This window comes from Streptomyces sp. P9-A2 (assembly GCF_036634175.1).
GTDB classification, from domain to species: Bacteria; Actinomycetota; Actinomycetes; order Streptomycetales; family Streptomycetaceae; genus Streptomyces; species Streptomyces pratens.
In genome coordinates this window covers 2,281,366-2,304,624 of record NZ_JAZIFX010000001.1, presented here as the reverse complement: position 1 = coordinate 2,304,624, position 23,259 = coordinate 2,281,366, and the positions used below count along the sequence as shown (strand labels likewise).

Annotated in this window: 20 protein-coding genes and 1 pseudogene; 9 read left to right on the top strand and 12 right to left on the bottom strand. The window is 70.7% G+C overall.

All coding sequences use genetic code 11. From position 1 onward, the window contains the following. Window positions 1-17: 17 nt before the first annotated feature. Genes V4Y04_RS10410 through V4Y04_RS10400 form a run of 3 tightly spaced genes read right to left on the bottom strand, consistent with a single transcriptional unit; the run spans window position 18 to window position 5,846 of the window. A complete protein-coding gene (locus V4Y04_RS10410; RefSeq protein ID WP_332427225.1) occupies window positions 18-2,954 on the bottom strand; it encodes a hypothetical protein in 2,937 nt (978 codons plus the stop codon). Window positions 2,955-2,956: 2 nt separating this feature from the next. Continuing rightward, on the bottom strand, window positions 2,957-4,813 hold the full coding sequence (locus V4Y04_RS10405) for an HSP90 family protein (protein WP_332427223.1): 1,857 nt from the start codon (window positions 4,811-4,813) through the stop codon (window positions 2,957-2,959). 46 nt (window positions 4,814-4,859) lie between these two features. Continuing rightward, on the bottom strand, window positions 4,860-5,846 hold the full coding sequence (locus V4Y04_RS10400; protein WP_332427221.1) for a hypothetical protein: 987 nt from the start codon (window positions 5,844-5,846) through the stop codon (window positions 4,860-4,862). A gap of 630 nt (window positions 5,847-6,476) precedes the next feature. On the opposite strand from V4Y04_RS10400, the gene V4Y04_RS10395 reads away from it, so the two are divergent. Continuing rightward, entirely contained in the window at window positions 6,477-7,082 is a 606-nt protein-coding gene (locus V4Y04_RS10395; RefSeq protein WP_332427218.1) for a TetR/AcrR family transcriptional regulator, read from the top strand. 12 nt (window positions 7,083-7,094) lie between these two features. Here the strand turns inward: V4Y04_RS10395 and V4Y04_RS10390 are convergent, their stop codons facing one another. Beyond that, window positions 7,095-8,138: an SMP-30/gluconolactonase/LRE family protein gene (locus V4Y04_RS10390; protein ID WP_332427217.1), complete on the bottom strand. Its 1,044-nt coding sequence runs from the start codon at window positions 8,136-8,138 to the stop codon at window positions 7,095-7,097. A 213-nt stretch (window positions 8,139-8,351) separates the two neighbouring features. Here V4Y04_RS10390 and V4Y04_RS10385 point away from each other — a divergent pair, with 213 nt between their 5' ends. The 5 genes and pseudogenes from V4Y04_RS10385 to V4Y04_RS10365 all read left to right on the top strand — a co-directional run bounded on the left by V4Y04_RS10385 (window position 8,352) and on the right by V4Y04_RS10365 (window position 14,529). After that, window positions 8,352-10,178 carry a flavin-containing monooxygenase gene (locus V4Y04_RS10385; protein ID WP_332427216.1) on the top strand — a complete coding sequence of 609 codons (1,827 nt, stop codon included), beginning with the start codon at window positions 8,352-8,354 and terminating at the stop codon, window positions 10,176-10,178. Window positions 10,179-10,626: 448 nt separating this feature from the next. Further along, window positions 10,627-11,037, top strand: a pseudogene (locus tag V4Y04_RS10380) (transposase family protein); the annotation flags it as partial. Window positions 11,038-11,289: 252 nt separating this feature from the next. Beyond that, a complete protein-coding gene (locus V4Y04_RS10375) occupies window positions 11,290-12,564 on the top strand; it encodes an ice-binding family protein (RefSeq protein WP_332427215.1) in 1,275 nt (424 codons plus the stop codon). 308 nt (window positions 12,565-12,872) lie between these two features. Then, complete coding sequence (locus V4Y04_RS10370) at window positions 12,873-13,415, top strand: DUF5819 family protein (protein WP_332427214.1); 543 nt, start codon at window positions 12,873-12,875, stop codon at window positions 13,413-13,415. A 61-nt stretch (window positions 13,416-13,476) separates the two neighbouring features. Then, window positions 13,477-14,529, top strand: coding sequence for an HTTM domain-containing protein (locus tag V4Y04_RS10365; RefSeq protein ID WP_332432781.1), 1,053 nt, complete (start codon window positions 13,477-13,479; stop codon window positions 14,527-14,529). A gap of 3 nt (window positions 14,530-14,532) precedes the next feature. Here the strand turns inward: V4Y04_RS10365 and V4Y04_RS10360 are convergent, their stop codons facing one another. Beyond that, window positions 14,533-14,931: a thiol-disulfide oxidoreductase DCC family protein gene (locus tag V4Y04_RS10360; RefSeq protein ID WP_332427212.1), complete on the bottom strand. Its 399-nt coding sequence runs from the start codon at window positions 14,929-14,931 to the stop codon at window positions 14,533-14,535. A gap of 785 nt (window positions 14,932-15,716) precedes the next feature. Here V4Y04_RS10360 and V4Y04_RS10355 point away from each other — a divergent pair. Further along, window positions 15,717-16,283 carry a hypothetical protein gene (locus V4Y04_RS10355; RefSeq protein ID WP_332427210.1) on the top strand — a complete coding sequence of 189 codons (567 nt, stop codon included), beginning with the start codon at window positions 15,717-15,719 and terminating at the stop codon, window positions 16,281-16,283. Between the two features lie 84 nt (window positions 16,284-16,367). Here V4Y04_RS10355 and V4Y04_RS10350 read toward each other — a convergent pair whose 3' ends face one another. Both V4Y04_RS10350 and V4Y04_RS10345 read right to left on the bottom strand, forming a co-directional pair. Then, the gene (locus V4Y04_RS10350; RefSeq protein WP_332427208.1) at window positions 16,368-16,637 is read right to left on the bottom strand and encodes a DUF397 domain-containing protein; all 270 of its coding nucleotides are present in this window, start codon (window positions 16,635-16,637) and stop codon (window positions 16,368-16,370) included. Next, window positions 16,597-17,445 carry a helix-turn-helix domain-containing protein gene (locus V4Y04_RS10345; protein WP_332432780.1) on the bottom strand — a complete coding sequence of 283 codons (849 nt, stop codon included), beginning with the start codon at window positions 17,443-17,445 and terminating at the stop codon, window positions 16,597-16,599. Before V4Y04_RS10345 ends, V4Y04_RS10350 begins: the two co-directional genes overlap by 41 nt. An 87-nt stretch (window positions 17,446-17,532) precedes the next feature. On the opposite strand from V4Y04_RS10345, the gene V4Y04_RS10340 reads away from it, so the two are divergent. Further along, on the top strand, window positions 17,533-17,976 hold the full coding sequence (locus V4Y04_RS10340; RefSeq protein ID WP_332427206.1) for an ATP-binding protein: 444 nt from the start codon (window positions 17,533-17,535) through the stop codon (window positions 17,974-17,976). 230 nt (window positions 17,977-18,206) lie between these two features. On the opposite strand, the gene V4Y04_RS10335 is transcribed toward V4Y04_RS10340, so the two are convergent. Next, complete coding sequence (locus tag V4Y04_RS10335; protein ID WP_332427205.1) at window positions 18,207-19,034, bottom strand: serine hydrolase domain-containing protein; 828 nt, start codon at window positions 19,032-19,034, stop codon at window positions 18,207-18,209. A gap of 18 nt (window positions 19,035-19,052) precedes the next feature. Further along, entirely contained in the window at window positions 19,053-19,535 is a 483-nt protein-coding gene (locus tag V4Y04_RS10330) for a GNAT family N-acetyltransferase (RefSeq protein ID WP_332427204.1), read from the bottom strand. Between the two features lie 87 nt (window positions 19,536-19,622). On the opposite strand from V4Y04_RS10330, the gene V4Y04_RS10325 reads away from it, so the two are divergent. After that, entirely contained in the window at window positions 19,623-20,099 is a 477-nt protein-coding gene (locus V4Y04_RS10325; RefSeq protein WP_332427203.1) for a MerR family transcriptional regulator, read from the top strand. Window positions 20,100-20,311: 212 nt separating this feature from the next. On the opposite strand, the gene V4Y04_RS10320 is transcribed toward V4Y04_RS10325, so the two are convergent. From V4Y04_RS10320 to V4Y04_RS10310, 3 genes are all read right to left on the bottom strand, one after another. After that, window positions 20,312-21,160: a DUF4429 domain-containing protein gene (locus V4Y04_RS10320; RefSeq protein WP_332427202.1), complete on the bottom strand. Its 849-nt coding sequence runs from the start codon at window positions 21,158-21,160 to the stop codon at window positions 20,312-20,314. Between the two features lie 67 nt (window positions 21,161-21,227). Continuing rightward, window positions 21,228-22,445, bottom strand: a complete 1,218-nt coding sequence (locus V4Y04_RS10315; RefSeq protein ID WP_332427201.1) for an alpha/beta hydrolase — start codon at window positions 22,443-22,445, stop codon at window positions 21,228-21,230. A gap of 86 nt (window positions 22,446-22,531) precedes the next feature. Next, window positions 22,532-23,206 (bottom strand): TetR family transcriptional regulator, encoded by a 675-nt coding sequence (locus V4Y04_RS10310; protein WP_332427200.1) that lies wholly within the window; start codon window positions 23,204-23,206, stop codon window positions 22,532-22,534. Between the last annotated feature and the right edge of the window lie 53 nt (window positions 23,207-23,259).

Sequence of the window (23,259 nt, the reverse complement as noted above, 5' to 3'; positions counted from 1 at the left end):
CGGCACCGGGCCCTCCGTCACTCCTCGTCGCGCAGCCGGGCCGCCAAGGATGTCAGCGGCTCGGTCTCCTCGGCGTGGCCCAGGGCGGTCAGGCGGGAGACCGCCGCGTCGAGGCGGGCGAGGGCGGGGGCGGGGCGTTCCAGGTAGATGCCCTCCACGGCACCCGCGAGGCGGACGCACTCGGCCCACTCGCCGGCACGGTCCTGCTCCGGTCCCGGCTCACCGAGCAGGGTGAGGGCCTTGTCCAGGGCGGTCAGGGCGTCCTCGTACGCACCGGCGTAGGCGTTGACCCGCCCGTGCTCGTAGGCCAGGGCCGACTCCAGGGAGCGACCGTGGGCCTCGTACTCGGCGGCGCGGGCCTCGTCGGCGATCCGGCCGGCGTCGGCGAGGAGGGCGCGGGCGTCGGCCAGGCCGTCGGGTCCCTGCTGCTGGGCCTGGAGGCGGGCGAGTTCGCGCAGGGAGTTGCTGAGGTACTCGTAGCGCGGGGCTCGGGCGTGGGCGGCGAGTGCCTGGTCCGCGGCCTTACGGGCCCGGCCGAACTCACCGGACTTGCCGAGGAGTACGGCCGTCTCTGCGGCGATCATGGCGTGGCTGCCCGGATCGTCGTCCCAGCCCGCCGACTCGGCCGCGAGGGCGACGAGCTCCGCCGTCGCGGCCTTGAGGTCCTCCCCCGCGTGCAGCGCGCGGGCGCGGGTCAGGCGCAGCTGAGCGACGAGCCGGTCGTCCAGCTCTCCAGCGGTGACGTCCGGTTCGACGAGCAGCGAGTCGAGCAGCGCGATGCAGTCCTCGACATGGCCCAGATCGAGGCTGAGCTGGGCCGCGTTGCTGTAGGTGCAGTACGCGGCGAACCGGCTGCCGCGGCGAAGGTCCAGCTCCGCGGAGCGCGTCAGGTGCCGCAGCGCCTCGTCGGGACGGCCCAGGTGCATGCAGATCTCGGCCAGTTCGGTGTGCAGGCGGGAGGTGTCGACCACGTCGGCCGGCCAGTCGGCGGCCAGCCGCAGGCCCTCGGCCAGGTCCGTGTGCGCGGCCTGCGGGTCCTGGAGGCCGAGCCGGAGCCGGCCGCGCAGGGCGAGCGTGCGGGGCAGGTGCCAGGCCGGGCCGTGCGACCTCAGCCGGTCGAGGAGACCGTCGGTCTCGGTGAGCGCGGTGGGCAGGTCGCCGGACAGGGCGTACGTGGTGGCCCGCAGCAGCAGGGCCCCGGCGATCTGCCCGACGACGTCGTGCCGGGTGGCGAACCCGTGCAGCAGGTCCACCTCGGCGAGGGCCGGCGCGACGTGCTCCTCACTCCCCGACGTCTGCAGCCGCAGGCCGAGCGCGGTCGCCCGCAGACGCAGCAGGCGGGCCTCCTGGTACGGGGCGAGACCGGGCGTCTCCTCGTGCAGGCGGACCAGGGACGTGTGGGCGGCGGTCAGCGCGGCGGCCTTCGCCTCGGCACCGTCGGCGTCCTCCGTGGGGACCTCGGCGGCGGCGAGCAGGGCGCAGGCGCGGGCGAGTGCCGCGTGACCCGGCAGTCCGGCGTCGTCGTACAGACCCGCGGCCTCCTCGTGGAGGGCGACGGCGTCGGCGAACTCGTCCTTCTCGCCGGTCCGGCTCGCCTCGTCGGCCAGCAGGTCCGCGTGCAGCCGCACGATCGGGCCCACGGCCGGGTCGTCGGGATGGGTGTAGTCACGGGCGGCGACGAGCGTGCGCAGCCGCGCCCAGCAGGCCTGTGCGTCCGGGTGTCCCTGCTCGTCCAATGCCCTTGCCCGGCAAATGAGTTCAGGCAGCGACTCGGGGACAGTGGCGGCCGTACGGGCGGCGGGAGCGGCGACCGGGGCGACCGGGGCCACGTCGTCGAGGCCGCGGGTGCGCAGGGTCAGTTCCAGCGTGTCCAGGAGCGGGGCACGGTCGAGGCGGTCCCTGCGGCGGTCGGTGTGGGCCGTGGTTCCGTTGCGGGCGTCGAAGCGGGCGGCGAGGTCGTCGGCGCGGTCCCGCACCTCGGCGCGCAGGCCGGCGACCGTCCAGGTGCGGCCCGCGTATCCGGCAACGGGCAGTTCGCCGTGGCCGAGGAGCTCGACGCGCTGGAGGAGGACCTCCACGCCGGTGAGGAAGTCGAACAGGTCCTGCGGCGAGTCCACTTCGTCGAACAGGTTCCGGTTCTCGGCGAGCAGTTCGAGACCGCGTGCCTCGTTGCCGGTCAGCGCGCAGAACTCCAGGTGGCGGCCGATCTCCCCGGACATCGAGGGGTTGCGGCGGCAGCCGCGGTAGCCGGCGAGGTGCAGTTCGCGCGCCCGGTCGGTACGGCCGGTGCGCAGCAGGGGCAGCAGCGCGTACGAGAGGGAGCGGGCCGGCTCCTCCTGGCAGGATTCCTTCCCGGCCAGGACCGGCTCCCAGGCGCGCAGCGCCCGCTCGTCGTCGCCCGCCGCCAGGTGGTACAGGGCGCGCTCGCAGATCTCGCAGGCCTCGCAGTCGCTGAGCCGGGTACGGGCGCGGCCCGCCCACAGCTCGTAGGCGAGGGCGGTGTCCCCGCCGATGTGGGCGGCCAGCTGGTACGCCTGCCCGTAGTAGGGATGGAGGTCCAGACCGGCCTTCTCGTACCGGTCGCGCATCTCCGTCAGCCACTGGCGCAGGCTGGCCAGCGGTATCTCGGGCAGTGCGCGCAGGGCGTTGGCCACCCACTTGAAACGCCAGAACAGCAGGTGCCGCAGCCGCTCGTCGAAGACGTCGGGCTGCTCGTCGAAGAGGGTCAGCAGGCGGGCGAAGACGACGGGCGACTTCCGGGGTTCGGAGCCGTAGGTGTACGCCTCCTGGAGTTCGAGCAGCGCGTCGACCAGCGGGCGGGCCTCCTCGAACTGCTCCGCGGCGTCGACGAGTTCCTCGGCGGTGACGGTGCGGGTGCGGCCGTAGGGGCGCTTGTCGTTCTCCCGGAGCGCCTGGTACAGCTCGTCGGTGGTCTGGGGTGCGGCGGTCGGCATCGTCAGCTGTCCTTGCGGAGTGCGTGGGCGAGGAGATCGAGGAAGGAGCGGTTGATGAGGCTCGACTCGGCGGGTCTGAGCGGACGCCGGGACAGCATCGCGGCCTGCCCGTAGAGGGCCTCGGCGCTGGTGCGGGCCAGCTCGGGCCCGTCGATGGTCACGGCGGTGCGCACCAGCGGGTTGAGCTGGTTGAGGATCAGCTGCGCCCGCGGTGCCTCCTGGCGCAGGGCGCCCAGGATGTCGCCCCACAGGCCGCCCTCCTGCTCGCGGGCGAGCTGGGAGCGGGTGCGCTCGTGCCGTGCCTCGCGGCTGTCGACGAGGAGGGCGGGGGCGGAGGCGGGCTGGAAGGTGCGCAGCGCGACGTCGCAGTCGAAGACGGCGAGGGCGTCGCGGGCCAGGGCCAGGTAGGCCGCCGCGGCCAGTTCCGTCTCCCGGTCGACGGGGTCGAGGTGGGCGGTGAGGGTCGCCGGGTCGAGGTCGGCGACCGTGACCTCGGGCCTGATCTCGGGCAGCCGGTGGACCAGTTCACGGTCGTAGGTGTAGCCGCCGTTGACGACGCCGAGTCCGGCGGCCGAGGCGATCGCCGCGACCTGCCGGAACTCCTCCACGCTCGACGTCACCAGCACGGTGCGGTGAGTGCGCGCGAACTCGTCGAGGGTGCAGTGCCCGTCGGTGGTCTCGAACGGCAGCCAGGGCAGCAGCATCCGCAGGATCTCGTCGTCGTGCACCGCGAGCGACTTCACGGCCAGGTGGTGAGCCTGGAGGAAGCGGCCGAGCAGCTCCGGGTCGCTGGCCGCGGCCCGGGCGATCCACGCGCGCAGCCGCTCGGCGAGGGCGTCGCGGACGGCGGCGAGGGTGTCGTCCTCGTACAGGGACTCGCGTGATGCCGTCGGGCGCAGGCTCTCGGCGTCGACGACACAGCGGACGAAGAACGCCCACTCGGGCAGGATCTCCTCGGCCTGCTCGGACAGCAGCATGCCCTTGACGTGCACGCGGTGGCCGTGGCGGCGACCGACCGGCACGGCCTCGGGCAGCACGCACGCGATGCCCTTCAGGCCCACGGCCGGCAGGTCCAGCTCGATCGTGTCCAGCGGCGTGAACCCGAAGACCTCCTCGCCGTACGCGGCCAGCGCCCGGGAACGGGAGCCCGGCGTGGGGTACGTACGCACCCAGGGCGCCGGCTCGGGGTTCACGGACGCACCCGTGCCGCCGGGGCCGCCCGTACCGTCGTCGAAGGTCACCGGGTGGCGCAGCAGGGAGCCGAAGTGCCGGGCCAGCGCGTGCACCTGCGCGGGACGGGTCCACTCGCCGGCGTCCGCGCGCGGGGTCAGCGTGACGGTGGTGCCGGGCCGGGGCCGGGCGGAGGCGGGCAGGACGCGCACGGTGTAGCTGCCGTCGCCGCGTCCCCGCCACTCCACGGCGGGCGCGTCGGGGGTACGGGCGGAGCGGCTCAGGACGTGGATCTCGTCCGCGACCAGGAAGCAGGAGAGCAGGCCGATGCCGAACTGGCCGATGAAGTCGGCACGTTGCTCGGCGATCTTCTCCGCACGCTTGCTGCTGCGGCCGATGGTGGCGAGGAAGGTGTGCACGTCGGCCTCGGTGAGACCGACCCCGTCGTCCTCGACGCGGACCACCAGACCGTCGGCGTACAGGCGGATGCCGAACGCGTCGGCGGGCGCGTCGGGGGCGAGGCCGTGCCGGGCGGTCAGCGCGTCCACCGCGTTCTGCAGGAGTTCGCGCAGGTAGACACGAGGGCTGGAGTAGAGGTGGTGGGAGAGGAGGTCGACGAGGCCGCGCAGATCCACCTGGAAGGTGCGGTCGGCGCCGGCCGGGTTCGTGGCGGTGTCGGGGAGAGTCATCGTGCCGTCCGGGATGGCGGGAGGGAGGGGTGGGAGGGTCGCGGGCTCAAGCGTGGCGCCGGAAGCGGGCGTACTGCTTCTCGGGCTGCGCCATGAACGTCCACGGCCAGGTGGTGTAGGCGCCGTCCAGTTCGTGGAAGACGCGTCGGCACACGGTGCTCTCGGAGGCCAGCGCCAGGGCCATGGCGAACATGTTGAAGTCGTTCTGCCAGCCCAGGCGCCGCTCGTAGCCGGGGTGCAGGATGCTGCGGCGGGCAGCGTCGTTCAATTCGGCCTGGATCTCAGGTGTGTCGAGGCAGTTCTCGTCGTCCGACTCCACCCAGTTCTCGATGTGCGCCATGGCGATCACACAGCCGAGGCGGTGCCCCTCGGGCGCGCCGGCGAACGCCTCGCGCGCGAACTCCAGGGCCTGGCCCGGCTCGCCGCCCCACCGGGGCTGCAACTGGCCCACCCGCTCCAGGTGGCTCGATAGGTCCAGCGGGTCGCGTCGCAGGGCGGCGTCGAATCGGGTCTCGGTGACGGCGCCGCCCAGCGACATACCACGTCCGGAGGTGAGCAGTTGGCGCCACGGCGTGATCCATTCGGGCCGCAACTCGGCTGCCTCGAACAACTGTTCCTCGGCGATGCGGAGCCGCTCGTGGAAGATCCGCCACTGTTCCTGCGTGACGTTCACGGCGCGCTCCGCGGTGCGCGCCTCCCAGCCCCAGACGATGTGCCGCGCCCCGGATATCAGCAGAGCCGTCGCCCGGTGCTCCTTGTCCTCCTCGACGGCCCGGCCGATCCAGTCCTGCAGACCGTCCAGGTCGGCCAGTTCACCGAGGATGTGGTGATCACGGCCGAGGTCGAAGGGTTCCAGCGACTCCTTCACTCCTTCCCAGTCACCCGCGTCGGCCGCCTCCACCAGCGCGAGCACCCGTACGTCCCCGAGCGCGCGCAGTGTGTACACCCCGTTCCTCTGCCTGCGGGTGGGGGGAAGAGCGTACGGATCCGCCCCTGGTCTCTCCGCACCCCTGCCGAACAGCTTGCCGAACATGCCGTGCCCTCCCTGGTCCCGCGTGATCAACCGGTGCAGCATAAGCGGCCCCACCGACACCACTTCCACAGGTTTTCACCGGCGCTTCACGGGCCCGGCCCCTCCCTCTCACCCCTCCCGGCCCCGCCACGACTCCGGCTCGTGATCGAGCTGTCACAAGGGCCCGGCAGCCCGGCAGCCCGGCAGCCCGGCAGCCCGGCAGTTGGGCGTGCGGGCGTGCGGGCGTGCGGGCGTGCGGGCGTGCGGACGGGGGGACCGGGGCCGGCAGGGCGCGGGGCCACCACTCGCGGTGTCGGGACTGCTCGCCAACGTCATCCGGCATGTACCCGGGCGTCGATGTGGCAGCTGCTTCCTGCTGCCGCCCGGCACGGTACGGGCGGAGGTTTCCGGCAGTTGTTCGCGACTGCCGGTGCCGGCGGACCGGGGCGCGCCGGCCGATGGCGGGCGCGGGCTGCTCGTCGAGGCGGTGACCGATCGGTGGGGGTACGCCGTCTCCGGCCGGTGGCGGCCGGACCGTTTGGTTCGAGTGCGCCCTCAGCCTTGCACCTCGGCCGGCGCCGCGTCCGTGAAGGGCGGGGGTGTGCGAGCCGACGCGGCGGTGTCGAGCGAGCGTTGCCGTACCCTGCCGGGATGACGCAGCATCCCGTGCCGGACCAGCGGCAACGGCCCGCGAACGACGGGCCCAGGGCCGCCGCCCGCAACCGTGCCGCGCTGGTCGCCGCCGCCCGGGAGATCTACGCGGAGCAGGGCCTGGACGTCCCGCTGTCCGCGATCGCGCGCCGCGCCGGGGTCGGGCAGGGCGTCCTGTACCGGCACTTCCCCGACCGGGCCGCCGTGACGGCCGCGGTGCTGGAGGAGAACGTCCGCGAGGTCGAGCAGGCGGCCGCGGCCGAGGACGCGACCTTCGCCGGTGTGCTCGGCGTGCTGACCTGGCACCTGAAGGAGTCGGCCGCGTTCATCGGCCTCCTGCACGCCGACGGATCGGACCGCCGTTCCGGCGTCCGCGCGCACGCCCTGGCCCTGTCCCGGCGGGTCGAGCACGCCCTGCGCGCCCACCTGCCCGGCGACGACGGCGGCGGCCACCGGCCGATCGCGGCGGACGACCTCATGCTCGCCGTCGCCATGGTCTCCGGCGCAGTCGCCGGCCCCTCCCGCGAGGAGCGGGAGCGCAGGGCGCTGGCGGCCTGGCGGCTCCTCGGCGTCGAGGTGGGACCGGTGCGGCCCTTCTCGGGGTGAAGTCAGCAGCCGTCAGCCGCCGTTGGACTGCCGGGTGCCCTTCGCCAGCGCGTCGAAGGTGTACAGGTACCCGCCCGCGGGCCCGCTGACGGTCATGTACGCCTTGGTCCCGCCGGGCGTGATCGCCACGTTCGTCGCCGACTCCAGGCCCTCGGCGGCGCGCGCGGGCACCTCGACGGTCGCCAGGCGCTCACCGTGCCGGTCGTACACGACCATCGCGGGCCGCCCGTGCAGCGCCTGGTAGAGGTTGCCGTCCGCGTCCACGGCGATGGAGTCGGTCTGCGCGATCCCGCCGTCGACCCGGATGGCGGTGTGCCGGGCCGTGACCCCGCCCTTCCTGCCGACGGGGAGGTACGAGATCCGGTTCTCCGTCAGCTCGCTGAACCACAGCCCGCGGTACTCCGCGTCGAAGGAGATCCCGTTCGTCGCGGCGAGGCCGTCGGCCAGCACGGTGGCCTCCTCGCCGTCGCGGTCGATCCGCACCACGCGCCCGAGCGCCTTGCCCTCGGTCAGGCCGCGCGAGTCGCTGACGTACAGGTTGCCGTCCTCGTCGAAGGCGATGTCGTCGGGGTTCATCGGCGCCCCGTCGACCTTGCCGGAGAAGAAGGTCCGCAGGTCGCCACCGTCGGCGTCGAGGGCGTCCGGGCTCAGGCTCACGATCTCGCCGTGCGCGAAGTCGGTCAGGTAGAGCCGTCCGTCGTACGGGCTGAACTGCGCCGAGGTGTACGCCCCGCGCCCGTCGGTGTGCACCGCCCGCTTCGTCTTCTTGCGGACATCAACGCGCATCACTTTCGGCTCGCCCTCGGGCGCGGTGACGTCGACGACGAACAGACCGCCGTCCGCGCCGAAGACCGGCCCCTCCAGCAGCGTCATCCCGGTCTGCTTGTGCACCTCCGTCAGTCGCATCACCTGCTGCGCGCGAATGCTTTGGCCGCCCGCGCCGGGAGCGCCGGCCGTCTGCTCACCGGCGTCACCCGTCTGCGTACCGCATCCGGTGAGGGCGAGGGAACCGATGGCGGCGAGCACGGCGATGGAGCGTAGAGGGAGTCGTCGCATGGGGGGCATCGCTCTTCCTGTCGGCTGTGGGGAGGGGAGTGGGGTCGAGGGCGCCGGCGGCAGTGGGACGGGGCGGGGACGGGTCAGTACGCGCCACCGCGCGTCCGAATCCCAACCGGACAGTACTGTCCGGTAGTTGTTACCGTAGCGGAGCCGACGACCGCACAGGTCGAAGCGGCCGGAACAACAGAGGATTGAGGCAGGTCCCCCCACATGACGATCCCTCACATACCGCCCCACCAGGCCCCGTCCCGCGAGGAACTGGACGAGCTGAGGCAGCGCTACCGCTCCGAGCGCGAGCGCCGCGTACGCCAGGACGGCGCCACCCAGTACCAGGCCCCCGAAGCCGAGTTCGGCTACTACGCCGCCGACCCCTATGTCGGTGAGGTCGCCGAGCGGGAGCCGTTGCGCGACACCGTCGACGTCGCCGTGGTCGGCGGCGGATTCGGCGGCATCCTCGCCGGGGCGCGGATGCGGCAGCGGGGCGTGCAGTCCGTCCGCGTCGTCGAGACGGGCGGCGACTTCGGGGGCACCTGGTACTGGAACCGGTACCCGGGCATCCACTGCGACATCGAGTCGCATGTGTACCTGCCGATGCTCGACGAGACCGGATACGTCCCGGAGTGGAAGTACGCCCCCGGCGAGGAGATCCGCCGCCACGCGGTGCGCGTCGCCCGGCAGTTCGACCTCTACGAGCACGCCCTGTTCTCCACCTCGGTCACCTCGCTGACCTGGGACGAGGCCGACGAGACGTGGACCGTGACCACCGACCGCGGCGACGCGTTCCGCGCCACGTACGTCGTCACCTCCACCGGCACCCTCTCCACGCCCAAGCTCCCCGGGATCCCCGGCATCCAGGACTTCAAGGGCCACACCTTCCACACCTCGCGGTGGGACTACGCCTACACCGGCGGCACCCCGGACGGCGGCATGACCGGCCTCGCGGACAAGCGGGTGGGCGTCGTCGGCACCGGCGCCACCGGCATCCAGGCCATCCCGATGCTGGCCGAGGACGCCGCACACGTCCACGTCTTCCAGCGCACCCCCTCCACCGTGGACGTCCGCGCCAACCGCCGCACCACCGCCCGGGACGTCGGCGCCGACCGCGAGGGCTGGGCGCGCGAGCGCCGCGAGAACTACCTCCGCATCGTCTCCGGCGAACCGGCCGACCGGGATCTCGTCGCCGACCGCTGGACCGAGTCGGCCGGCCTCCTGGAGAAGCTCCTGCCGAGTTTCCGCCGCCAGGACGACCGGGAGGCCTTCGAAGCGGCCTACGAGGCGGCCGACGCCGCCAAGATGAACGATCTCCGCGCCCGCGTCGAGCAGACCGTCACCGCCCCGGACACGGCGGAGAAGCTCAAGCCCTGGTACCGGTACGCCTGCAAGCGCCCCACCTTCTCCGACCAGTACTACCAGGCCTTCAACCGCGCCAACGTCACCCTGGTCGACACCGCCGACACCCACGGCATCGAGCGCGTCACCGAGACCGGCGTGGTCGTCGGCGACACGACGTACGACCTCGACTGCCTGATCTTCGCCACGGGTTTCTCCGTCGGCACCTCGGGCGTCCTCTCCGGGAAGCTCCCCGTCCACGGCCGGGGCGGCACCCAACTCCTGCACGTCTGGGCGCGGCAGGGCCCGCGCACCCTGCACGGCTTCACCAGCAACGGCTTCCCGAACCTGATCCAGATGGGGTCCCTGCAGAACGCCAGCAGCGTCAACTTCACCCACATCCTGGACGAACAGGCCGTCCACGCCGCCACGTTGGTCGCCGCCGCCGAAGCCGAGGACGCCCTGGTCGAACCGCCCCGCGAGATCGAGGACGCCTGGCTCGCCACCCTGGCCGAGGACGCCCCCGACCAGGAGTGGTTCCACGCCGAGTGCACCCCCGGCTACTACAACAGGGAAGGCCGAGGCCGCCCCAACGGCCCGTCCGCCTACCCCCACGGCGCCCACGCCTTCCACCAACTCCTCGAGCAGTGGCGCGAGGACTCCCTCCACGACATCCTCCAGCCCAGGACACCGGCCCGGGACCGGTGATCCGACGGGGGTGAGGGGATGGCCGGCGCGGATTCCGCTGAGTCCGATTGCAGCCAGTCGTTAATCCTTCGAGCTGTGTCGCCGCTGTTCTCCTGTAACGGCAGGGAGCTGTCGATCAACAACTACTCGGTTCGATCATGTGGTAGCTGGTGCCCGGTAATCGACAGCTCCCCGGGCACGGTGGTCCGGCGAGGCGGGCGCGTGACCGATCCCGGAATCCGTATCAGGCCCGGCGGATGCTTCTCCGGCCTGTGCCATCCAGGGGACATTCACTGACCCCTTCCCAACCTGGTGGATTAGCCTGGCCGTTGTGCTGACAGGTAGGTGAAGCCACTGGTAGACGGGTTTTCGACCAAGAGAACCGTCGCCGTCAGAGGCTTCGCGTGTTTTTTTACCCTTCCCCAAGCTCTCGGCTTCGCTCGAACAGGGGAGGCTCCATGGCGTCGACGTGTCCAGCTCTGCCCTTCGCTTCCTGCCCGCCGGACTGCGGGCGCGTCGCCGCGCTCTCGGTACCCGATGGATGCGCCTGAGCACGAGTCGACAGGCCCTGCTCGCCCTCGCCCGCCTCCGCAACGGACACACCTGTGCCCAGCTCGCAGCAGGTTTCGGCGTGGACACCACTACCGTCCACAGCTACGTCACCGTGGCCGTCGAGCTCCTGGCCACCCTCGCCCCCAGACTCGCCGAAGCTGTTTGGGCCGTGGTGATGACGGCGTATCTGATCCTGGACGGGACGCTGCTGCCGATCGGCCGAATCGCCGCCGACGAGCCCTTCTGCTCCGGCAAACACCAGAAGCACGGCATGAACGCGCGGGTCATCGCAGACGCGCAGGGCTGTCTTTTCTGGGCCTTACCAGCTCGGACTGAAGAGGGAAGAGGCTCACTGATGCGGTCGAAGTGTCGGCTCTCCGGCGGATCGCCGCACGGATGGGGGGCAGTCATTCGGCTCAATATTTATCGTACGTTCTTTGATGCATATTGATTGATTCCGGCGACACTGCCCGAGTGAATCGTCACCGGGATCAGGCGTCTGCGTAATATGCCGCCGACAGAAGAGGCGATTCTGTTCGACAAGGAACGCAGGACGCCCCCCACAGGAGTTGGACACTCGATGACACTGAACATTCCCGATGTGCCGCAACGGCGCACAATGACGGCTTGGATCGCGGGGGTGCTCACCCTGCTGGTCGCCCTTGCCGTTGTGGCGGTGACACCTAAACAAGCAAATGCAGCAACAGCTGTAGAGCTGGGTACCGCGGAAAGCTTCGCGGTACTGGCCGGTTCGACGGTCACCAACACAGGTAATTCCGTGGTCACCGGAGACGTTGGCGTCTCTCCGGGAGCGGCCGTTACCGGATTCCCGCCAGGTACGGTAGTGGGCGGGACGATCTACGCAGGCGCGGCGGCGGCAGGCGCGAAGGCCGACCTCGTTACGGCGTACGACGACGCTTTCGGTCAGCCCACGGAGTTCAACCTTTCCGCGGCGCCCGTGACCCCCACACTGATTCCGGGCACCTACGCCGTCACGTCCGGTCTCCTGGTCAACGGTACCTGGACCCTGGATGCCCAGGGCAACCCTGACGCCGTCTGGGTGTTCAAGGTTCCTGCGGGCCTGACGACGGCATCCGGGAGCAGCATCGTCCTTCAGAACGGCGCCCAGGCGTGCAACGTGTTCTGGGTGACCGACGAATCGGCCACGCTCGGATCCGGCTCCACCTTCGTGGGCACCCTCATGGCACTCACCTCGATCACTGTCAACAATGGGGCGACCATCGAGGGCCGGGTGCTGGCCCGCAACGGGGCCGTGACGCTGGACAACAACGTGATCACCAGGCCGGAGTGCGAAAGCACCACCACGACCACCGGTGACGCCGCGACTGGCGATGCCGTGACCGGTGACGCCGCGACTGGCGATGCTGCTGCGACTGGCGATGCTGCTGCGACCGGTGACGCTGCTGCGACCGGCGATGCTGCTGCGACCGGTGACGCTGCTGCGACCGGCGATGCTGCTGCGACCGGTGACGCCGCGACTGGCGATGCTGCTGCGACTGGCGATGCTGCTGCGACCGGTGACGCTGCTGCGACTGGCGATGCTGCTGCGACCGGTGACGCCGCGACTGGCGATGCTGCTGCGACCGGTGACGCCGCGACTGGCGATGCTGCTGCGACCGGTGACGCTGCTGCGACCGGCGATGCCGCTGCGACTGGCGATGCCGCGACTGGTGACGCCGTGGGCGGGCACGACTGCGACTGCCACAAGAAGCCTGGGAAGCCTGGCAAGCCCGGCCACCAGGACAAGCCGGGGGAGTCCGGCTATGAGAAGAAGCCCGGCAAGTCCGGCAAGCACAAGATGCCCGAGACGCCCAAGGTGAAAATTTCGCACTGAATGTAAGACGGGTGGCGCGCGGCGGATCGTCATCGATTCCGTCGCGTGCCACCCGCGGAAGCAGGAGCAGCAGGAGCAGCAGGTGCGAGCAGTCAGGATGGGAAGGACCGGGTGGGGCCGTGCTGAGCGGCGCTGAGTCGACAAACGTGAAGTATCCGCAGCGGACCGGAGCTGAGCCGGCAGCGCAGGACAGTGGCGGGGGACCGGGTAGCACCCGTGGGATTTCAGGGCCACCCCGCCCGCTGAGCGCTGCAACGGGAACCGCGGTGGCCCTGTGTCTGGCAGTGACCCTGGTCCATGTACTCCTGGTGTTTCTGTACGTGGCGCCTCCGAACGCCATCTCAAAGGCGTACAGCCAGCAGGTCGACGCGTGGGTCCGGCCCGTGTTCGAGCAGAACTGGCGGCTCTTCGCCCCGAATCCGCAGTCCGCCAACCGGCAGATCTCGGCGAGGACCAGGCAGACGGCACCGGACGGCACCGCGCGGGTGAGCGGCTGGATCGATCTGACCGCTGAGGACGATGCCGCCGTCAAGCACAACGTCTTTCCGAGCCATACGGCACAGAACATGCTGCGCCAGGCTTGGAACGCGTACCTGAAAACGCACGGCGGCGACAACCGGCCGAGCTCGGAGCGGGCTCTGATGATCGAGAAGTACCTGCGCAACATCGCAGCGGATCGCGTCACCGCCCAACGAGGCGGCACCTTCGATTCCCTCCAGCTGCGGGTGATCTCGCGGCCTATCGCTGCGCCCGACGCAGCGGGTGAACCCCCCTCGGCCGCCACGGCATCGACGCGGGCCGAAACCCGGTATCTGCCCTGGTGGAAGGTGGCCTCGCATGCAACGGACTGAGCAGAAACCGGCCGCGGCGCCCACAGCGTCCGAACGCACCACCGAGCGGGCAGCCGTTCGCATGCCGCAGCGCGTACTCGACCGGGCCCACGCGTTCCTCGCCCTCCTGACCGAGCGGCCGGTCTCCCTGTACGCGGCGGCGGTGCTGCGCATCGGGTACGGGCTGCTCTATCTCGTCTTCCTGCTCCGCGAGTTTCCGCACCGCAACGAGATGTGGGGCCCAGGTTCACCGTGGACGCCCACGCTGGCCAGGCAGATGTTCGACCAGAGCGGGTGGGCCAGCGTCCTCACCCTGTCCGACAGCCAGGTGTACTTCGAGATCTGCTACGCCGTGGCTCTGGTGACGTGTGCGCTGTTCTTGCTGGGCTGGCGGACGCGGGCGGTGTCCGTGCTGTTCGCGGTCGTGGTGGTGTCGTTCCACGCCAGGGCGATCTACATGGCGGACGGCGGGGACAATCTCATGGTCCTCATGGCTGTCTACCTCGTCTTCACCGCGTGCGGCCGGCGCTGGTCCCTCGACGCCCGCAGGACCCGGCTCCAGGCGTCGGCGGGCAGGACGGCAGGCCCGCGGGGCGGCGATCTCCGGCACCATCTCGGTGACGCCCGCACCATCTTGACCACCGTGCTGCACAACTGCGGCATGTTCGTCATCGCCGCCCAGGTCTGCTTCCTCTACGGATGCGCGGGCCTGTACAAGGTGCAGGGTCTGAAGTGGGGCGACGGCACCGCCCTTCACTACGTCCTGAACATCGACCTGTTCCGGCCCTGGCCCGAGCTGTCCCAGATGATCGCCGGCCATCACGTGTTGATCGCCGTCGTCGGCTACCTGACGGTGCTGGTGCAGGTCGCCTTTCCGTTCGTCCTGTTCGGCAGGCTCAAATACCCTGTCCTGATTCTGTTGTTGGGCATGCACGTGAATATCGCGGTGCTCATGGGGCTGCCTCTCTTCTCCGGCGCGATGATCGTCGCCGATGCCGCATTCCTACCGGACCGCTTCTACCGCGCCCTGGGACGGCTGTGGCGGCGCACCTTCCAGCGCACAGGTGCCATGGGAGCGGAAGCCCCGGTCGGGACAGCACCCGCTGTGGTACCGCCGCAGCCCTCACTGAAATAGGGGTCAGCAGTCCGGTTTCCCTCGCATATGAGCCGGGAGAGAGCAGGAGGCTGTGCCGCCCGGCAGGCGATGGCGGTTCTTCGCGACAACCCGGTAAACGCCACGTGCCGTCCAGTTGACAGGCGGCAGCCGAAGAACAAGCCCGAGCCACCACCAGCGCCTCCGTCCGCACATCAGCACGGCGGACAGGGCGCGCGGTCCACCGTAGACCTTGCCGCCGACCGGACTGATCCAAAGGACCTCGCGGTCGGCTCTGTCTTCGGTGACGCCCAGGGCGGCGAGGTCGGCGTACTGCCAGGGGACGAATTGCGCACGCGGCTGAACGGTGCGCCGAGCAATCTCGATTGTTCTGCTACAAAAACCGCAGTCTCCGTCGAACAAAAGAATGGGCTGGCTTGCCATCTGGGATCCCTTTCCTCTACGGACTGCGTTGAAGAACTTCAGTGTGCGGTGATCAAAAGCAGATTGGCGAGCAACACGACCTATGGAGCATCCACTGATTCGACCCATGCCGGAGAGTGGGCCGGATCCGGCCCGCCGCCGGCGCGCAGGTGGACGGTGAAGTCCACCTGCGCGCCGACGGTGGAGCTGTCCCGCCAGGGGTACCGGGGCGGTCACGAAACGGTGGCCGCCACAAGACAGGAGCGGGCGCCCGTGATCATGGGGTTCTCTACGCTTTGTGGCCCTGGGAAGCCCGTGCCTACCGACGCGTCCTCTCTGATCTCTTCTGCCTTTGGCCGGCTCAGCCCACGTCCGGAAGTCGACGCGAGTGGGATTGCGGGCCTGCTGGAATGCCTCGCACAGGTCCCCGACCTCCGTGATCCCCGTGGGGCACGGCACTCACCCGTGACACCGCTCGCGCTGACTACGTGCGCGGTCCTGGCCTGCGGAGTCCGCGATCTACAGGCTGCCGGCCGGGGTCGGCACCGACGCCCTGGACCGCGCGGTCGGCGCCTGGCCTCACGGACCGTCAGGACAAGATCCCCGGTCCGCGCGGGCCGACCGTCGGCAGGAAGTCGCTCCGGGGTGCTGCCCGAGCGGACGGCCGGAAGATCTACCTCCTGGCTACCGGGCCTATTTGCAGTGCGCCGGGCTTCAGCCCGGTGGTGAAGCGATTTGGCGGGCAGCTGATCCTGGCAGAGCAGGATGCGGCAGGCTGAAGCGGTGATCGCTGCCGGGAGCGGGCAGTGACCTGGTGCGATGCCTGTGGCAGGCTGCGGATCATGGGGTGGTCGTTCAAGGTGCACGGTGGTGTCGCGGCCGTGCTGGGCGCCGTTTCGGTGGTGCTGGCCTGGCTCACTCGGCTGCCCGGGACCCTGCCGCTGCCGGAGGAGACAGGGCTGCTGGCGCTGATCGTTGTCCTGGTCTTCCCTGTCCTCGCAACTGCCCTGGCCCGTCTTGTCCTGATGCGGGTGGACAAAGCCTTGGTTTGGCAGGCCTTTCGGTGTCTTCCTGGCAAGGTTCAGGCAGGGCTCGCGGTACTGGCTCTGTCGGGTATGGCGATGATGTTCCTCAGCCTGGGACAGGAAGGGAACCTGCAGTCCGCCGAGGCGAGGGACGGGCGGTACTTCGCCTTCGACACCACTGCACGCGGCACGGTCGAACTCTCCCGGGAGCGGTATCAGGCTGTCCTGGAGACCGATCAGCGCAGCATGCTCACGATGTCCGGCGTGGCCTTCGTCGGTGCCGCATACGCAGTCCTGGCTGCCGGTGAGTTGCGCCGGGCGGATCGTGGCGTCGCGCCGTCGAGGTAGAGGGCGGTGGGTCCCGTCGCATCGGATGCCGACGAGACCATGCCGTCGTGTGGGGGCGGTTGACGCAGCTCTCGGGCGGAGCGGTCAGCGCAGACCGGTGACGAAGGTCTGCCAGGCGGGGGCGCCGACGGTGAGGACGGGGCCAGCCGGATTCTTGCTGTCACGCACCGGGACGGCACCGGTCGGGCAGCCGACGGCCATCTCGACGCATTCGCCGCCGTTGCTTCCGCTGTAGCGCGAAGTGCGCCAGGCAGCGCCGTCCGTGATGGTGCACTCCACGCAGTCCCCGCCGGTGTTGCCGCTGTAACTGGACTTACGCCACTGGCTGTTCCTCGAGCTGGGAGCGGTGTCCATAGCGTTCCTCCATCACGTGGATGATCAGTTCCGCCGAATCCTCCGCGGAGAGCGCGGCGGCCTGCAAGCGAGCGTAACGGAGGGAAGCTTCCCTGAGAGTCTCGGGATTGGCCGTCATATGACCGGAGATGAGGTCTTCCGTGTAGACCACATCCGGGTCGTCTTCGAAGCGGAGGAAGTTGAACGAACCAGCGAGGCTGGAGTGTCCACCGACCTTGTTCGGCAGCACCTGTACGTGCACCCACCGGTTACCGGTGAACTTCAACAAGTGTGTCAGTTGGCGCCGCATGACGTCAGGGCCGCCGATCGGCCGGTGCAGTACGGCCTCATCCAGCACCACCCAGGCCAGCGGCGGCTGCTCCCGTTCCAAGATGCGCTGGCGCTCCATCCGAGCGGTCACCAGGCTTTCCAGATCGTCCGGCATCCCGGTAGCGAGCACCGCCCGTGCGTACTCCTCCGACTGCAGCAGTCCGTACACCACCTGGGCCTGGTACGTGGAGATGTACGTCGCCTTCGCCTCCATCTCCGCGTACGGCTGGAACCAGGTGGGCAGTTGGCTTCGCAGGACCAAGCCGATCAGGCGGGAGAAGAGGCCGTCCGTGCCGAGAGCCGCGTCCACGCGTTCGGAGAAGTCGCGGGTGGGGACCTTCCTCGTGGTCTCGATCTGGCAGATCAGCGAGCCCGTGCAGAAGATGATCTCGCCGAGCTGGCCCTGCTTGAGGCCGTGGGCCTCGCGCTGGCGGCGCAACTCCCAGCCGTAGTAGTCGAGGGGGGACGCGCTGGGGTCGAGCGTCTGGATGTTGGCCACGGTGGTGCCTCCGGCCTGGTCTTGACGTCTCATGACGTTGGTTTCGTTGCGTAGTCGAGCGTACGCAGAGCGTCGCATTCTGGTGGTGTGAATCAAGCAACTGGTCCGCGTGCGGCGGACGTCGAGACGCGGTACCGGGCCGAGTTCGCCCTGGGTGAGCACTCGGTCCGGCACCTGCGGCGCATTCTGTGGCTCTACCTCAAGGGATCCGGCCTGCTGGAGGTCGCCGACGCGGCTGAACTCGCGCTGTCGGAGCTGCTCGCCAACGTCATCCGGCATGTCCCCGGCCGCCGTTGCGGCATCTGCTTCCTGCTGCTGCCGGGAGCGGTCCGGGTCGAGGTCTCCGACGCGTGCCCGCGACTGCCCGTGGCGGCAGCGCAGGAAGCGTTGGCCGAGGGTGGGCGCGGGCTCTTGCTCGTCGAGGCGGTGACCGATCGGTGGGGTGTCACGCCGTGTCCGACGGGTGGTGGCAAGACCGTGTGGTTCGAGTGTGCACTCGGCCCCGGGCCTCGGACGGCACCGCCTTGGTGAACGGCCGGGCTCCTGAGGGTCGTGCAGTACAGCGGAGGTTTTAGTTTTGCGCATGGCGCTGCGCGAAGCTCAAGTAAAACTTGGGTTTCGCGGCCAACCAGAGGGTGACGATATGGCCAGAGGTCGTGTCGCCGGCTGCTCTACCCTCTGGCAGTCCGCACGAGGGTGCCCCGCAGGCGCCGCTGTCCGTGGCGATCAGGTTGCCGCCGGTGCTTCCGCGGAGTGCGCCCTCAGCCCCGCAGCTCCGCCAGCACCGCGTCGGTGAACGGCGGCCAGGCCTCGACCGCCCAGGGGCCGAAGGCGCGGTCGGCCAGGGCCGCGCAGGCGACGCCCGCCGCCGGGTCGATCCACAGGAACGTGCCCGACTGGCCGAAGTGGCCGAAGGTACGGGGCGAGGAGGAGCCGCCCGTCCAGTGCGGGGTCTTGGAGTCGCGGATCTCGAAGCCGAGGCCCCAGTCGTTGGGGTTCTGGTGGCCGTAGCCCGGCAGGACGCCCTTCGTTCCCCGGTACTGGACCGTCATCGCCTCGGCGACGGTCCGCGGGTCCAGCAGGCGCGGGGCCTGCACCTCGGCGGCGAAGCGCAGCAGGTCGTCCACCGTGGACGTGCCGTCCTTCGCCGGGGAGCCGGTGCCGTCGAGGGACGTCGACGTCATCCCCAGCGGTTCCAGCACCGCCTGCCGCAGGTACTCGGCGAACGGGATCTCCGTCGCCTTCGTGATGTGGTCGCCGAGCTGCTCGAACCCGGCGTTGGAGTACAGGCGGCGCTCACCGGGGGCGGAGGTCACCCGGTGCTCGTCGAAGGCGAGGCCGGAGGTGTGGGCGAGGAGGTGGCGGACCGTCGAGCCCTCGGGGCCGGCCGGCTCGTCCAGCTCGATCGCGCCCTCCTCGTACGCCACGAGCGCCGCGTACGCCGCGAGCGGCTTGGTGACCGAGGCGAGCGGGAAGCGGTGGCCGGTGGGGCCGTGGGTGTCCAGGACGGTGCCGTCCGCCCGGACGGCTCCCGCCGCCGCGGTGGGAACCGGCCAGTTCTCGATCGACGCGAGGCTCTTGAGCGACATGCCATCGAGGGTATGCGCTCACAGCCGCAGCTCGAGCAACGGGTCCGGCCTGCGGGTGAAGCCCATCGAGGCGTACAGCGGCTCGGCCTGTGCGGACGCGGTGAGGCGGACGCGGCGGGCGCCGCGCTCACGGAACCAATCCAGCAGCGCCTCCATGCAGGCCCGCGCGTGGCCCCGGCGGCGGGCGTCCGGGTCGGTGGCGACGCTGAAGACGTAGCCGTCGGTGCCGTGCGGGTCGTGCGCGCCGCCGATGCGGTACTCGATCGTGCCGGCCACCAGCGCCGACAGCCCGCCCCGCTCCGGACGGTCCACGACGAACGCCACGAACGGGCCGTCCGGCTCGGCGAGCTTCGCGCGCAGCACCGGCAGGGCGTCGGCGTGCCAGTCCGTGGCGGGGGAGGAACGGGCCAGCGAGTCGATCATCACCTGGCGCAGGCGCAGTACTTCCTCCGCGTCCCCGGGCACCGCACGGCGTACACGCACACGAGTCATGGCCGGCATGCTAATCGGCCGGGGCACCCGCCCTCCCGCCTTTTCCCGCCGCTCGTGCTTGCCTGGAGTGCACTCCAGGGATCTAGCGTGGAGGGTATGACGGTGACGGAGACCACGGGTGAGACCACGGGTGCCAGGACCGACACCTGCGCCGGGCCGCCGCAGGGCGACCGGCGGCCGGACGGCGCGGACAGATACACGATCAGCGAGGTGGCCGCCCTCACCGGGCTGAGCGCACACACCCTGCGCTGGTACGAGCGCATCGGGCTGATGCCGCACATCGACCGGTCGCACACCGGCCAGCGCCGCTACAGCAACCGCGACCTCGACTGGCTCGCCCTCGTCGGCAAGCTCCGCCTGACCGGGATGCCGGTCGCGGACATGGTCCGGTACGCGGAGATGGTGCGGGAGGGCGACCACACCTACGCCGACCGTTTCGAGCTCATCAAGGCGACCCGCGAGAACGTGGTGACCCGGATCGCGGAGCTCCAGGACACCCTCGCCCTGCTCGACCGGAAGATCAACTTCTACGCGGACGCCGGGCGCGCCCTGGCGTCGGAGAGGTCGCGTTGAGCGACGGCGGTACCGAAGGGCTGGGCGGTGAACACTGACGGCCCCTCTGCTCGACCGGCGCTCATCCGTGAAGGCTGTGAGCACCGTGCCGCACAGTGCTCACGGTTTCGCCGACGACGTACCCGCCGGGCGGCCGGGATGCGGCGGCACCCACGAGTCGCCCCCGCTGTGGATCCCGCCGTGGACCCGACGGGGTGCCTCGACCGGGGCGCCTACAACTCCGCCAGCAACTCCGCCTTCTTCACGGAGAATTCCTCGTCCGTCACCAGTCCCGCCTGGTGCAGTTCCCCGAGGTGGCGTATGCGGTCGGCGATGTCCGCGGGGTCGCGGCGTACGGCGGACGCGGCCGCCACGGGCACCGGCGCGGTCGTCCGCGCCGCCGCCAGTACGGCCGCCGCGAACGGCAGCGACTCGTGCACGGGTCCGTAGCCCAGCCCGAACACCACGGCCGCCGGATCCTGGTCGGCGTGCGGTGACTGGGCGGGCTCGTCGTGGTGCAGCAGCCGCAGATGCCCTTCGAAGACCTCCGGGGAGCGCCACTCCACGCCGCGCAACTCCTCGACGGGGAAGCGCTGGTCGCCGGCCTTCCACTTCGCGGACGAGGCCCCCGTCCAGGACCAGCGGAAGGAGACCGCCTTTCCGTCGAAGGAGGCCCTGCCGTCGTACGCCTTGAAGTGCAGCGGTGTTTTCGGGGCGGACACCAGGTGGCGCTCGGCGGGGCCCGACTCGGTGAGCAGGGCGAGGAGTTCGTCGGCGTAGTACTCGGCGAGCGTCTCGCGTTCGGCGGGCAGCACGAGCCGGTAGGGGTCGCAGCTGTCCTTCAGCTGCCCGGCCGCCGCCTCCATCAACGGGTCGGCGCCGGGCCGCGGCTCGATGCGCAGCACGACGGTGTCGCGTCTTCCGGGGGTCAGCGTCACTCCGGCGACGGCCTCCAGGGGGATGAGCCGTTCCTCGAGTGCCTGAAACAACTTGGGTGTTCTGATCCCCCTTTCGTACCGGATGAGCACGGAGTCGGACGTGAACTCCCAGGCAGCGTGAAATCCGGCCAGTACGTCACCCATGCGGCTCATCGTATGCGGCACGAGCTTTTTCGTCCCCTCCCCGTACATACCGCGGTTCCTCCGTTCTCTACGCGCGTCCCGATGCGGCGGCGTCGGACAAACCCGTCCGGCATACGCCGTTCTCCTGTGCGCAGTCCACCGCGCGGTATGCGCCAACACCGATCTCGGCGAAGTTGCGCAGACTGTCGGTGCCCGGCACGAAGTACCCGCTGTGTCCTCGGGCCTCACGCGCCGACAGCACGCGTGCCCCGAAGGCCGGGGACACCGGGTCGGCCCCGTGCCCCAGTCCGCCGACCTCCAGGTAGGGCACGTCCTGGATCCAGTCGTCGGCGTCCCGCATCGCCCACACCCGCGCGTGGGTACGCAGGTCGGTGACCGACTCGGCCCGCATGCCGGGGCTGCCGGCCACCGCTATGTCGGTCACCCGGCCAGGCAGCGTGGGCGCGGCGAGCCCGCACACCACGGAGCCGTAGCTGTGGCAGAACAGGGAGACGCGGGCCTCGCCGGGCAGGGCGCGCAGCAGCGCGCCGAGGCGTGCCGCGCCGCTCTCGGCGCGCGCCGCCATCGCCGACTCCATGCCGAGCCCGCTGGGCGCGGTGTAGTCGGCCCAGGCGATCACGGCGGTACGGGTCGAGGGGGCCGCCGCGTGCTCGGCCGCGTAGAGCGACCGGGCCATGCCGACGGGCGCCGCGTAGCGGCGTCGGGTGCGCTGGAAGGTGAGGAGGTCGGTGTCGACGCCGGGGACGACGACCGAGACCCGCTCGGCCCCGCGCAGGTCGCCGAACACCTCGGCGACCCGGCCGGGGCCCGACGGGTCGAAGGCGAGGATCTGGCGGTCCGGGCTCATCAGGGCCGTGAAGCGGTTCATCCGGCGGCCCGCCTGATGCTGTCCGGCGGGCGTGAGTCGTTTGTCGCGCATCCGTTCCCGCTCGATCTCACGGGCCTGCCCCAGCGCGATGCGGTTGGCGCGGTAGCGCAGCGCGGCCGGGGCCCCGTTCATGTTGCCGACCGCGAGGGGGAACCGGTGGGCGAGGCCCGTCCGCTGAGCCTTGGTGAGGGAGGCGAAGAACCGGGCCAGTTCGGCGGGCGCGGTCTCGGGGGCGGGCAGCCGGTGGCCTCCTATGTGCCCCTTCTCCCAGGCGAGGAGCGAGGCCGGGAGAGGTGCCTTGTCCCGCTGTTGGCGCAGTGCCGTCCAGCCGGTGGTCGCCAGCATCACGAAGACGACGGCCAGTGCGAGGAGCGCACGCCACACGTTCAGTTGCGGGGTGGTGTCGAAGGAAGTCACTGACAGGACACACTAGGAGAACGGGAGGGTCTCGCGTCAATCAAGTGACGGGTATCACGTTTCGATACGTCGATGGTGAGCAGTAGTCACCCGGAGGTGCGTCGGGCGTCGCTCCAGGGTCCCGCCAGGGCGGGCCTCAACTGGTCCAGGTGGGCCATCACCAGCTCGCGCAGGGCGGCGAGGCCAAAGTCCCCGGCGGACCAGGACCGTTCCGCCACCCGGACCACGCCGCAGACCGCGGCCACCAGGATGCGCGGCCGGGGGTCGGTGTCCAGGTCGACGCCCTCACGGCCGGCGATCACGCGGGCCAGCCGCTCCTCCAGTTCACTGGAGCGCCGCAGATGCGCGGCGAGCAGCGCGGGCGTCGACTCGATCACCCGGTACACCCGCAGGTGCAGCTCCAGCGGCACGACCTGCTCGACGACCTCGTTGATGCCGTCCCAGCTCTCCCGCAGGGCCCCGCGCAGCACGTCCAGCGGCGGCTCGCCCGGAGGGCGCCCCCGTACGGCGTCGACGACGAGGGACTCCGCGAGGCGCGGGACGTAGAACGCGACCTCCTCCTTGCTGGCGAAGTAGCGGAAGAAGGTGCGCTGCGAGACGTGGACGGCCGCCGCGATGTCGTCGACCGTCGTCCCCTCGTAGCCGCGGGTCGCGAACAGCTCCAGGGAGGACCGGACCAGCGCGTCGCGGGTGAGCCGCTTCCTGCGTTCCCGCAGACCCGGCGCCGGCACCGCGCCGACGACGGTCCCGACCGTCTCCATGGTTCCTCCCGTGGCTCTCCGGATCGATTCCCCTGCGGTTCCCCGGTGGTTCT